At 60.8% G+C, this 12,995-nt stretch carries 8 protein-coding genes and 3 pseudogenes; all 11 read left to right on the plus strand.

All coding sequences use genetic code 11. The features are described 5' to 3' along the window. Window positions 1–157 precede the first annotated feature (157 nt). Window positions 158–895 carry a secretin N-terminal domain-containing protein gene (locus IQK56_RS01640; protein WP_122306955.1) on the plus strand — a complete coding sequence of 246 codons (738 nt, stop codon included), beginning with the start codon at window positions 158–160 and terminating at the stop codon, window positions 893–895. A gap of 486 nt (window positions 896–1,381) precedes the next feature. Continuing rightward, window positions 1,382–2,707 (plus strand): isocitrate lyase, encoded by a 1,326-nt coding sequence (gene aceA, locus IQK56_RS01645; protein ID WP_033057066.1) that lies wholly within the window; start codon window positions 1,382–1,384, stop codon window positions 2,705–2,707. A 555-nt stretch (window positions 2,708–3,262) separates the two neighbouring features. Next, a pseudogene (locus IQK56_RS01650) lies at window positions 3,263–3,675 on the plus strand (NADH-quinone oxidoreductase subunit A). A gap of 10 nt (window positions 3,676–3,685) precedes the next feature. Further along, on the plus strand, window positions 3,686–4,360 hold the full coding sequence (locus IQK56_RS01655) for a NuoB/complex I 20 kDa subunit family protein (protein WP_012724951.1): 675 nt from the start codon (window positions 3,686–3,688) through the stop codon (window positions 4,358–4,360). 72 nt (window positions 4,361–4,432) lie between these two features. Further along, window positions 4,433–6,217: an NADH-quinone oxidoreductase subunit C/D gene (nuoC, locus tag IQK56_RS01660; protein WP_122306953.1), complete on the plus strand. Its 1,785-nt coding sequence runs from the start codon at window positions 4,433–4,435 to the stop codon at window positions 6,215–6,217. A gap of 2 nt (window positions 6,218–6,219) precedes the next feature. Then, window positions 6,220–6,717, plus strand: coding sequence for an NADH-quinone oxidoreductase subunit NuoE (gene nuoE / locus IQK56_RS01665; RefSeq protein ID WP_099587017.1), 498 nt, complete (start codon window positions 6,220–6,222; stop codon window positions 6,715–6,717). Then, window positions 6,714–8,068 (plus strand): annotated as a pseudogene (gene nuoF, locus IQK56_RS01670) (NADH-quinone oxidoreductase subunit NuoF). The gene nuoE and the pseudogene nuoF overlap by 4 nt, the downstream one beginning before the upstream one ends. Window positions 8,069–8,203: 135 nt before the next feature. After that, window positions 8,204–10,917 (plus strand): annotated as a pseudogene (gene nuoG, locus IQK56_RS01675) (NADH-quinone oxidoreductase subunit NuoG). After that, on the plus strand, window positions 10,914–11,921 hold the full coding sequence (gene nuoH, locus IQK56_RS01680) for an NADH-quinone oxidoreductase subunit NuoH (protein ID WP_017137518.1): 1,008 nt from the start codon (window positions 10,914–10,916) through the stop codon (window positions 11,919–11,921). Before nuoG ends, nuoH begins: the two are co-directional and overlap by 4 nt. Before the next feature lie 11 nt (window positions 11,922–11,932). After that, window positions 11,933–12,481: an NADH-quinone oxidoreductase subunit NuoI gene (gene nuoI, locus IQK56_RS01685; protein ID WP_003174725.1), complete on the plus strand. Its 549-nt coding sequence runs from the start codon at window positions 11,933–11,935 to the stop codon at window positions 12,479–12,481. 9 nt (window positions 12,482–12,490) lie between these two features. After that, window positions 12,491–12,994, plus strand: coding sequence for an NADH-quinone oxidoreductase subunit J (gene nuoJ / locus IQK56_RS01690; protein WP_003174726.1), 504 nt, complete (start codon window positions 12,491–12,493; stop codon window positions 12,992–12,994). Window position 12,995: the final 1 nt, after the last annotated feature.

The following is a 12,995-nucleotide window of genomic DNA, read 5'->3' on the forward strand; positions in this document are numbered from 1 at the left end:
CAAGTGTGGAGGGGGGCTTGCCCCCGATGACTATCTCAGCAACACCCCAAGATGCCCTGCCATGCCAGGGCATTTTGCCGTCTACGATTCAACTTGCACCCCGCCAGGCCGACAAACTGGCACTATCAAGCCTAAACGCCTCGCAGAGATAACGGACATGTCCCTACGCACCCTGCTCACCGCCCTTCTCCTGGCCGCCAGTTGCTCGGCAGTCGCCGACACCGAAGTCGTCAACCTGAGCAACCGCACCAGCGCTGACCTGCTGCCGGTGGCGCAGAACTTCATCGGCAAGGACGGTACCGTCAGCGCCTACGGTAACCAGCTTATTGTCAACGCCGACCCTGGCAAGATCGAAGCTCTGCGCGCCCTGCTCGCCCAACTCGACACGCCCGCCAAACGCCTGCTGATTACGGTCGACACCAACGAAAGCAACCAGCAAAACACCAGTAGCGACCAGACCCGCATCATCAGCTACGGCACCGCCAGCCGTGACGGCGGCATCCAGCAGATCCAGGCCAGCGAAGGCGTGCCCGCTCTGATTCAGGTTGGCCAAAGCGTGCCACTGACCACCACCCAACCCGATGCTTATGGCCGCCCGCAAAACCAGACCCAATACCGCAACGTGACCCAGGGCTTTTATGTGACTGCAAGCGTCACCGGCGAGACCGTACACCTAGCAATCAGTACCAACCGTGACCGCATGAGCCAGGAACGTCCCGATGTAGTGAACGTGCAAAGCACCGACACAACCGTCAGCGGCCGACTGGGCGAGTGGATTCCCCTGGCAGGCATCAACCGCCAAACCCAGGCTGACAAATCCACTACAACCCGCAGCTACTCTACTCAGGGGCGCGATGACCTGACTTTGCGGGTCAAGGTCGACACCCTGAACTGAAGCACCAAAAACTGACTGATGAGTCGTATAAGACTAAAGATGTAGTGCTCGAAAAAAAGCACTACAAAACATTTGACGATCCAAAAAAGCATGGGCATGATGGCCTCGCTCCCGCTAATCAGGGGCCCTGGCAAGGGCCTTCGGATCGTCGCTCCAAGTTACCCACCTGAGCCGATTCGTTTCTGTACCGCCCACAAGGTGTGTTTGACGAGGTTGCGACTGGAACGAAGTTGTCCCGAGGGACGGAAGCTAACCAGGTAACCCGGCAACACGCTGCAGAATGCCCAAGGGCCCACGACGCCCGAAGACTGTTCTCGGCCAGCCTTTACCTGCCCCCCTCTCGATCATCGCTCATCCCGTCGCCTGCCCCGTCGAACCTGACTTGACCGCCTATGCTTCTGGTCAGCGAGCAGCCATACCCCGCAACGATTGCGCGGCTGGCAAATGGATCTTTCCACCTAGACCTATGCGACGAGGTTTTTCCCCATGGCACTGACACGCGAACAGCAAATTGCAGCCCTTGAAAAAGATTGGGCTGAAAACCCACGCTGGAAAGGCGTGACCCGCGCTTATTCCGCTGCTGACGTCGTCCGCCTGCGTGGCTCGGTTCAACCTGAGCACACCTTTGCAAAACTCGGCGCCGAGAAGCTGTGGAACCTGGTCACCCAAGGTGCCAAGCCTTCCTTCCGTCCCGACAAAGATTTCGTCAACTGCATGGGCGCCCTTACTGGCGGCCAGGCAGTCCAACAGGTAAAAGCCGGTATCCAGGCGATCTACCTGTCCGGCTGGCAAGTGGCAGCGGACAACAACTCCGCTGAATCCATGTACCCCGACCAATCGCTGTACCCAGTTGACTCCGTACCGACCGTGGTCAAGCGCATCAACAACTCGTTCCGTCGTGCCGACCAGATCCAGTGGAAAGCCGGTAAAGGTCCGGGCGACGAAGGCTACATCGACTACTTCGCGCCAATCGTGGCTGACGCCGAAGCCGGTTTCGGCGGCGTACTGAACGCTTATGAGCTGATGAAGAGCATGATCGAAGCCGGCGCCGCTGGCGTTCACTTCGAAGACCAACTGGCTTCCGTGAAGAAATGTGGCCACATGGGCGGCAAGGTACTGGTTCCGACCCAGGAAGCCGTACAGAAGCTGACCGCTGCCCGCTTGGCCGCTGACGTTGCCGGCACGCCAACCATCATCCTGGCCCGTACCGACGCCAACGCCGCCGATTTGCTGACCTCGGACTGCGACCCGTACGACCAGCCGTTCGTGACCGGCGAGCGCACCCAGGAAGGCTTCTATAAAGTACGCGCCGGCCTCGACCAAGCCATCGCCCGCGGCCTGGCCTATGCGCCGTATGCCGACCTGATCTGGTGCGAAACCGCCAAGCCGGACCTGGACGAAGCCCGTCGCTTTGCTGAAGCGATCAAAAAGGAATACCCGGACCAACTGCTGTCCTACAACTGCTCGCCTTCCTTCAACTGGAAGAAGAACCTGGACGACGCGACCATCGCCAAGTTCCAGCGCGAGCTGTCCGCCATGGGCTACAAGCACCAGTTCATCACCCTGGCCGGCATTCACAACATGTGGCACAGCATGTTCAACCTGGCGCACGACTACGCCCGCAACGACATGACCGCCTACGTGAAGCTGCAGGAGCAGGAATTCGCTGACGCCTCCAAGGGCTACACCTTTGTGGCGCACCAGCAGGAAGTCGGCACCGGCTACTTCGACGACATGACCACCGTGATCCAGGGCGGCTCCTCGTCCGTGACCGCGCTGACCGGCTCGACCGAAGAAGAGCAGTTCCACTAAGCACCGCGTACACGGCCACTGCGGCCCCAAGGAAGACCTAACCGCAGTGCCGCACAGCAATCACGCCCCGACTGGTTCGGGGCGTTTTTTTGCCTGCAGAACCCCCCCCTCCCACACGGGAAATGTGATCTGCCTGAAGATTTTGCGCAAAACATTGATCCAGAGCGGTATGCACATCCGCAAAAGCGGTTAAAAGATGCACACCCACAACTAAGCAGCAATCAAGCAAGTAACGGCAACTTCCCCCGCTACACGAGAAACATTCGCTTAAACCTCTCGCAAACAATATTCATTATCATTTAGCCAGGGAAAACTTCGTTACCAGCCAAACAAAACTTAATTGTTCAAATGCCCGCTAATGCCCGTCCAGCAAGGGCTACAGCCCCACAAAGGTGCACTATGTCCTTATTCCATCGAATAATTTCGCTATAGGAATTTTACTTGCCCGGTGTTTAGCCATAAAATCACCGCGATTGACTGCGCTGCGACATATCGTCACTGCATCATTACTTTTTCGAGCTCAGAGACCTTTGCTCTCTGTTAAGGATTTCCAGCATGACCGAAGCGACAGGACTCATAGCCCACAACTGGGGCTTTGCCATTTTCCTCCTCGGTGTTGTAGGCCTTTGCGCCTTCATGCTCGGCGTCTCCAGCCTCCTCGGGTCAAAAGCCTGGGGCCGCAGCAAAAACGAACCGTTCGAGTCGGGCATGCTACCTACAGGTGGCGCCCGCCTGCGGCTCTCAGCCAAATTCTATCTGGTCGCGATGCTGTTCGTGATCTTCGATATCGAAGCCCTTTTTCTCTTTGCCTGGTCTGTGTCCGTCCGCGAAAGCGGCTGGACCGGATTCGTCGAAGCTCTCGTTTTCATAGCAATTCTGTTGGCAGGCCTTGTCTACCTATTCCGAGTGGGCGCCTTGATTGGGCTCCGGAAGCTCGTCGTAAGCGGCAAGCGAAGCTGAAACAATGAGGCTTTGGCGATGCAATACAATCTCACCAGGATCGACCCGGATGCTCCTAACGATCAATACCCCATCGGCGAACGGGAAACCGTCTCCGATCCGTTAGAAGACCAAGTCCACAAAAACATCTACATGGGCAAGCTGGAAGACGTGCTGAGTGGCGCGGTCAACTGGGGGCGTAAAAACTCCCTGTGGCCGTACAACTTCGGCCTTTCTTGCTGCTACGTGGAAATGACCACCGCCTTCACGGCGCCCCACGACATCGCACGCTTTGGCGCCGAAGTTATCCGGGCATCACCGCGCCAGGCGGATTTCATGGTTATCGCCGGGACCTGCTTCATCAAGATGGCGCCGATCATTCAGCGTCTCTACGAGCAAATGCTCGAACCAAAGTGGGTTATCTCCATGGGTTCGTGCGCCAACTCCGGTGGCATGTACGACATCTACTCCGTGGTTCAGGGGGTGGACAAGTTCCTGCCCGTGGACGTCTACGTGCCTGGCTGCCCGCCCCGCCCCGAAGCATTCCTGCAAGGCTTGATGCTGTTGCAGGAATCGATTGGCAAGGAGCGTCGCCCGCTTTCCTGGGTCGTTGGCGATCAAGGCGTATACCGCGCCGAGATGCCTTCGCAAAAGGAACAGCGCCGCGAACAGCGAATCGCAGTCACCAACCTGCGCAGCCCTGACGAAGTCTGATCCAGCCCCGCTTCTTTTATAGAACGAAAAACTGGCTTCATTCTTTACGTTGACCGAAAGCGATAAAAAACCATGACTACAGGCAGTGCTCGACGCATCCCGCCTTATAAGGCAGACGACCAGGATGTGGTCGTCGAACTCAATAACCGTTTTGGCCCTGACGCCTTCACCGCCCAGGCCACACGCACCGGTATGCCGGTGCTGTGGGTGGCGCGTGCCAGGCTCGTCGAGGTCCTGACCTTCCTGCGCAACCTGCCCAAGCCGTACGTCATGCTTTATGACCTGCATGGCGTGGACGAGCGTCTGCGCACCAAGCGCCAGGGCCTGCCGAGCGGCGCCGATTTCACCGTGTTCTACCACCTGATGTCGCTGGAACGTAACAGCGACGTGATGATCAAGGTTGCCCTCTCCGAGAGCGACCTGAGCGTCCCGACCGTGACCGGTATCTGGCCGAACGCCAGCTGGTACGAGCGTGAAGTGTGGGACATGTTCGGTATCGACTTCCCGGGTCACCCGCACCTGACGCGCATCATGATGCCGCCCACCTGGGAAGGTCACCCGCTGCGCAAGGACTTCCCTGCCCGCGCCACCGAATTCGACCCGTTCAGCCTCAACCTGGCCAAGCAACAGCTTGAAGAAGAAGCGGCGCGCTTCCGTCCGGAAGACTGGGGCATGAAACGCTCCGGCACCAACGAGGACTACATGTTCCTCAACCTGGGCCCGAACCACCCTTCGGCTCACGGTGCCTTCCGTATCATCCTGCAACTGGACGGCGAAGAAATCGTCGACTGCGTGCCGGACATCGGCTACCACCACCGTGGTGCCGAGAAGATGGCCGAGCGCCAGTCGTGGCACAGTTTCATCCCGTACACCGACCGTATCGACTACCTCGGCGGCGTGATGAACAACCTGCCGTACGTGCTCTCGGTCGAGAAGCTCGCCGGCATCAAGGTACCGGACCGCGTCGACACCATCCGCATCATGATGGCCGAGTTCTTCCGGATCACCAGCCACCTGCTGTTCCTGGGTACCTATATCCAGGACGTCGGCGCCATGACCCCGGTGTTCTTCACCTTCACCGACCGTCAGCGCGCCTACAAGGTCATCGAAGCCATCACCGGCTTCCGCCTGCACCCGGCCTGGTACCGCATCGGCGGCGTGGCCCACGACCTGCCGAACGGCTGGGAGCGCCTGGTCAAGGAATTCATCGACTGGATGCCCAAGCGTCTGGACGAGTACCAGAAAGCCGCGCTCGATAACAGCATCCTCAAGGGCCGTACCATCGGCGTCGCCGCCTACAACACCAAAGAGGCCCTGGAATGGGGCGTCACCGGTGCGGGCCTGCGTTCGACCGGCTGCGATTTCGACCTGCGTAAAGCCCGCCCGTACTCCGGCTACGAGAACTTCGAGTTCGAAGTCCCGCTGGCGGCCAATGGCGATGCCTACGACCGTTGCATCGTGCGCGTCGAAGAAATGCGCCAGAGCCTGAAGATCATCGAGCAGTGCATGCGCAACATGCCGGCCGGCCCGTACAAGGCGGATCACCCGCTGACCACGCCGCCGCCCAAAGAGCGCACGCTGCAACACATCGAAACCCTGATCACGCACTTCCTGCAGGTTTCGTGGGGCCCGGTCATGCCGGCCAACGAATCCTTCCAGATGATCGAAGCGACCAAGGGTATCAACAGTTATTACCTGACGAGCGATGGCGGCACCATGAGCTACCGCACCCGGATTCGTACTCCAAGCTTCCCGCACTTGCAGCAGATCCCTTCGGTGATCAAAGGCGAGATGGTCGCGGACTTGATTGCGTACCTGGGTAGTATCGATTTCGTTATGGCCGACGTGGACCGCTAAGCATGAACAGCACGCTTATCCAGACAGACCGTTTCACCCTGAGTGAAACCGAGCGCTCGGCCATCGAGCACGAGCTGCATCACTACGAAGACCCGCGCGCGGCGTCGATCGAAGCCTTGAAGATCGTCCAGAAGGAACGTGGCTGGGTGCCGGACGGCGCCCTGTACGCCATCGGCGAGATCCTCGGCATCCCTGCCAGCGACGTTGAAGGCGTGGCCACGTTCTACAGCCAGATCTTCCGCCAGCCGGTGGGCCGTCACATCATTCGCGTGTGCGACAGCATGGTCTGCTACATCGGCGGCCACGAATCGGTGGTCGATGCGATCCAGGGCAAGCTGGGCATCGGCCTCGGCCAGACCACCGCCGACGGCCGCTTCACGCTGCTGCCGGTGTGCTGCCTGGGCAACTGCGACAAGGCGCCGGCGTTGATGATCGACGACGACACATTCGGTGACGTGCAAGCATCCGGCGTGACCCAATTGCTTGAGGGCTACCCATGACCCTTACATCTTTCGGCCCGGCAACCTGATCAAGCGTTCGCCCGAGACCCATCCCCTGACCTGGCGCCTGCGTGACGATGCCGAGCCGGTCTGGCTCGACGAGTACCAGTCCAAGCACGGCTACGCCGCAGCGCGCAAAGCCTTCGCCGACATGGCCCAGGACGACATCGTCCAGACCGTGAAGGACGCTGGCCTCAAGGGTCGCGGCGGTGCAGGCTTCCCCACGGGCGTGAAGTGGGGCCTGATGCCCAAGGACGAATCCATCAACATCCGCTACCTGCTGTGCAACGCGGATGAAATGGAGCCGAACACCTGGAAAGACCGCATGCTGATGGAGCAACTGCCCCATCTGCTGATCGAAGGCATGCTGATCAGCGCCCGTGCACTCAAGACTTACCGGGGCTATATCTTCCTGCGTGGCGAATACACCACCGCCGCCAAGCACCTCAACCGTGCCGTGGAAGAAGCCAAGGCTGCCGGCCTGTTGGGCAAGAACATCCTCGGCTCCGGTTTTGACTTCGAACTGTTCGTGCACACCGGCGCCGGGCGTTACATCTGCGGTGAAGAAACCGCGTTGATCAACTCCCTCGAAGGCCGTCGCGCCAACCCGCGCTCCAAGCCGCCCTTCCCTGCCGCCGTGGGCGTGTGGGGCAAGCCGACCTGCGTGAACAACGTCGAGACCCTGTGCAACGTGCCGGCGATCATCGCCGACGGCGTGGACTGGTACAAATCGTTGGCCCGTGAAGGCAGCGAAGACATGGGCACCAAGCTCATGGGCTTCTCCGGCAAGGTCAAGAACCCTGGCCTGTGGGAACTGCCATTCGGCGTGACCGCACGCGAGCTGTTCGAGGACTACGCCGGCGGCATGCGCGACGGCTACACCTTGAAAGCCTGGCAGCCAGGCGGCGCCGGCACCGGTTTCCTGTTGCCCGAGCACCTCGACGCACAGATGTATGCCGGCGGCATCGGCAAGGTCGGCACCCGGATGGGTACTGGCCTGGCGATGGCGGTGGACAACACGGTGAACATGGTCTCGCTGCTGCGCAACATGGAGCAGTTCTTTGCCCGTGAGTCGTGCGGCTTCTGCACCCCGTGCCGCGACGGTCTGCCGTGGAGCGTGAAATTGCTGATGGCGTTGGAAAATGGCGAAGGCCGCGAGGGTGATATCGAAACCCTGCTGGGCTTGGTCGGCTTCCTCGGCCCAGGCAAGACTTTCTGTGCTCACGCACCGGGCGCCGTGGAGCCATTGGGCAGCGCAATCAAATACTTCCGCTCGGAGTTCGAAGCCGGCATCGCGCCTACCAGCGCCGCCGTCCCGCCTCTGGCAAGGCCGATCGTAGTCGGCGCGTAACGCTTACCCAGGCGAAGGGTCCGTGCCCTTCGCCTGCTCATGGGCTGACGCCGTAAAGGCTGTGTTGATGCCCATGAATAACAAGATTCCATTAGCCACGCCCGCTGACAACGGGCCAACGAAGAACTTTGAACCATGGCCACTATCCACGTAGACGGCAAAGCGCTCGAAGTCGATGGGGCGGACAACCTGTTACAGGCGTGTCTGTCACTAGGCCTCGACATCCCGTATTTCTGCTGGCACCCCGCGCTCGGTAGCGTCGGTGCCTGTCGCCAGTGTGCGGTCAAGCAATACACCGACGAGAACGACACCCGTGGTCGTATCGTCATGTCCTGCATGACCCCAGCCACTGACAACACCTGGATCTCCATCGAAGATGAAGAATCCAAGGCGTTCCGCGCCAGCGTTGTCGAATGGCTGATGACCAACCACCCCCACGACTGCCCGGTCTGTGAGGAAGGCGGTCACTGCCACCTGCAAGACATGACGGTGATGACCGGCCACAACGAGCGCCGTTATCGCTTCACCAAGCGTACCCACCAGAACCAGGACCTCGGCCCGTTCATTTCCCACGAGATGAACCGCTGCATCGCCTGCTACCGTTGCGTGCGTTTCTATAAAGACTACGCCGGCGGCACCGACCTGGGCGTCTTCGGCGCCCACGACAACGTGTACTTCGGTCGCGTTGAAGACGGCGTGCTGGAAAGCGAGTTCTCCGGCAACCTCACCGAGGTCTGCCCGACCGGTGTGTTCACCGACAAGACCCACTCCGAGCGCTACAACCGCAAGTGGGACATGCAATTCGCCCCGAGCATCTGCCATGGCTGCTCCAGCGGTTGCAACATCTCCCCGGGCGAGCGCTACGGTGAACTGCGTCGTATCGAAAACCGCTTCAACGGTTCGGTCAACCAGTACTTCCTGTGCGACCGTGGCCGTTTCGGCTATGGCTACGTCAACCGCAAGGATCGCCCGCGCCAACCGCTGCTGGCCGATGGCGCCAAGCTGAGCCTGGACGACGCGCTGGATAAAGCCGCCGACCTGCTGCGCGGCCGTAACATCGTCGGGATCGGTTCTCCCCGCGCCAGCCTCGAAAGCAACTACGCGTTGCGCGAGCTGGTCGGTGCCGAGCACTTCTACTCCGGTATCGAAGCCGGTGAGCTGGAGCGCATCCGCCTGGTCCTGCAAGTGTTGAACGACAGCCCGCTGCCTGTTCCGAACATGCGTGACATCGAAGACCACGACGCGATCTTCGTGCTCGGTGAAGACCTGACCCAGACCGCCGCCCGCGTGGCCCTGTCCCTGCGCCAGTCGGTCAAGGGCAAGGCTGAAGCGATGGCCGACGCCATGCGCGTACAGCCGTGGCTCGACGCCGCCGTGAAAAACATCGGCCAGCACGCGCTGAACCCGCTGTTTATCGCCAGCATCGCTGAAACCAAGCTCGACGACATCGCCGAAGAATGCGTCCACGCAGCGCCCGACGACCTGGCCCGCATCGGTTTTGCCGTGGCCCACGCCCTCGACGCCAGCGCGCCTGCCGTCGAAGGCCTGGACGCGGAAGCCGTTGAACTGGCCCAGCGCATCGCCGACGCCCTGCTCGCGGCCAAGCGCCCGTTGATCATCGCCGGCACCTCGTTGGGTTCCAAGGCGCTGATCGAAGCCGCTGCCAACATCGCCAAGGCCTTGAAGCTGCGCGACAAGAATGGCTCCATCAGCCTGGTTGTGCCGGAAGCCAACAGCCTTGGCCTGGCCATGCTCGGTGGTGAGTCCCTGGACGCCGGCCTGCAAGCCGTGATCGACGGCTCTGCCGACGCCATCGTGGTGCTGGAAAATGACCTGTATACCCGCACCGATGCCGCCAAGGTTGACGCTGCGCTGAACGCCGCAAATTGCTGATCGTCGCCGACCACCAGAAGACCGCCACCAGCGACCGCGCTCAGTTGGTACTGCCAGCGGCGAGCTTCGCCGAAGGCGACGGCACCCTGGTCAGCCAGGAAGGCCGCGCCCAGCGCTTCTTCCAGGTGTTCGATCCAAAGTACATGGACGCCAGCATCCTGGTTCACGAAGGCTGGCGCTGGCTGCATGCCCTGCGCGCAACCCTGCTGAACCAGCCGATCGACTGGACCCAGCTTGACCACGTGACCGCCGCCGTCGCTTCCAGCGCACCGCAGCTTGCGCGGATTGTCGACGCCGCACCGTCCGCCGCGTTCCGCATCAAGGGCATGAAACTGGCCCGTGAACCGCTGCGTTACTCCGGTCGTACTGCCATGCGCGCCGACATCAGCGTGCACGAACCGCGTACACCACAAGACAACGACACCGCGTTCGCCTTCTCCATGGAAGGTTACTCGGGTTCGGTCGAGCCCCGTCAACAGGTGCCATTCGCCTGGTCGCCGGGCTGGAACTCGCCGCAAGCCTGGAACAAGTTCCAGGACGAAGTCGGTGGTCACATCCGCGCTGGCGACCCGGGCACCCGCCTGATCGAAAGCACCGGTGATTCGCTGAACTGGTTCGCTGCCGTACCGCGTCCGTTCAACCCGGCCCAGGGCACCTGGCAGGTTGTCCCGTTCTTCCACCTGTTCGGCAGCGAAGAGAACTCTTCCAAGGCCGCGCCGGTGCAAAGCCGCATCCCAGAAGCCTACGTGTCCGTGGCCAAGTCCGAAGCCGACCGTCTCGGCGTCAACGACGGCGCCCTGCTCAGCGTGACCGTGGCCGGCCAGACCCTGCGTCTGCCGCTGCGCATCAATGAAGAGTTGGGTGCCGGCCTGGTTGCACTGCCTAAAGGCCTCGCCGGCATCCCGCCTGCGATCTTCGGCAAAACCGTTGACGGTCTGCAGGAGGCAGCGCAATGACTTGGTTCACGCCGGAAGTAATTGACGTGATCATTTCGGTGGTCAAGGCCATCGTGATCCTGTTGGCCGTGGTTGTTGCGGGCGCCCTGCTCAGCTTCGTCGAACGTCGCCTGCTGGGCTGGTGGCAGGACCGTTACGGTCCGAACCGCGTTGGCCCGTTCGGCATGTTCCAGATTGCCGCCGACATGCTGAAAATGTTCTTCAAGGAAGACTGGACCCCGCCGTTTGCCGACAAGGTGATCTTCACCCTGGCACCGGTCGTGGCCATGAGCGCCTTGCTGATCGCCTTCGCGATCATCCCGATCACCCCGACCTGGGGCGTGGCGGACCTGAACATCGGCTTGCTGTTCTTCTTCGCCATGGCCGGTCTGTCGGTCTACGCGGTGCTGTTCGCCGGTTGGTCGAGCAACAACAAGTTCGCCCTGCTGGGCAGCTTGCGGGCCTCGGCCCAGACCGTGTCCTACGAAGTGTTCATGGGCCTCGCGCTGATGGGCATCGTGGTGCAGGTCGGCTCGTTCAACATGCGCGACATCGTCGAGTACCAGGCGCAGAACCTGTGGTTCATCATTCCGCAGTTCTTCGGCTTCTGCACCTTCTTCATCGCTGGCGTGGCCGTGACTCACCGTCACCCATTCGACCAGCCGGAAGCGGAACAGGAACTGGCCGACGGTTACCACATTGAATATGCCGGCATGAAGTGGGGCATGTTCTTCGTCGGTGAGTACATCGGCATCATCTTGATCTCGGCCCTGCTGGTCACGCTGTTCTTCGGCGGCTGGCACGGTCCGTTCGGCATCCTGCCGCAGTTGGCGTTCTTCTGGTTCTTCCTGAAGACCGCGTTCTTCATCATGTTGTTTATCCTGCTGCGCGCTTCCATCCCGCGTCCACGGTACGACCAGGTGATGGATTTCAGCTGGCGCTTCTGCCTGCCGCTGACCCTGATCAATTTGCTGGTGACGGCTGCCGTTGTGTTGTTGAACACGCCCGCCGGCGCGGTTCAGTGAGGATTTGACCCATGTTCAAATATATTGGCGACATCGTTAAGGGTACCGGTACCCAGTTGCGAAGCCTGGTGATGGTTTTCGGCCATGGCTTTCGCAAACGCGACACCCTGCAATACCCGGAAGAAGCGGTGTACCTGCCGCCGCGCTATCGCGGCCGTATCGTGCTCACCCGCGACCCCGATGGCGAAGAGCGTTGCGTAGCCTGCAACCTGTGCGCCGTGGCGTGCCCGGTGGGTTGCATCTCCCTGCAGAAAGCTGAAACCGAAGACGGTCGCTGGTACCCGGACTTCTTCCGTATCAACTTCTCGCGCTGCATTTTCTGCGGCCTCTGCGAGGAAGCTTGCCCGACCACCGCGATCCAGCTCACACCGGATTTCGAGATGGCCGAGTTCAAACGTCAGGACCTGGTGTACGAGAAAGAAGATCTGCTGATCTCTGGTCCCGGTAAAAACCCTGATTACAACTTCTATCGTGTTGCAGGTATGGCCGTTGCCGGTAAGCCGAAAGGCGCCGCACAAAACGAAGCCGAGCCGATCAACGTGAAGAGCTTGCTGCCTTAAGGAAGAAAGATGGAATTCGCTTTCTATTTCGCATCGGGTATTGCAGTGGTGTCCACGCTTCGCGTGATCACCAACACCAACCCCGTGCACGCCCTGCTCTACCTGATCATTTCGCTGATCGCCGTGGCCATGACCTTCTTCAGCCTCGGCGCACCGTTCGCCGGTGTCCTGGAAGTGATCGCCTACGCCGGCGCCATCATGGTGCTGTTCGTGTTTGTGGTGATGATGCTCAACCTGGGGCCGGCTTCGGTCGCCCAGGAACGTGTCTGGCTCAAGCCCGGCATCTGGCTCGGCCCGGTTGTCCTCGCAGCCCTGCTGCTGGGTGAACTGCTGTATGTGCTGTTCGCGCACCAGAGCGGCCAGGCCATCGGCCACACCACCGTCGACGCGAAGGCCGTGGGCATCAGCCTGTTCGGCCCGTACCTGCTGGTGGTCGAACTGGCTTCGATGCTGCTGCTCGCCGCAGCCATCACCGCCTTCCACTTGGGCCGCAACGAAGCCAAGGAGCAATGAC

The organism is Pseudomonas cyclaminis, assembly GCF_015163715.1.
Classification (GTDB): domain Bacteria; phylum Pseudomonadota; class Gammaproteobacteria; order Pseudomonadales; family Pseudomonadaceae; genus Aquipseudomonas; species Aquipseudomonas cyclaminis.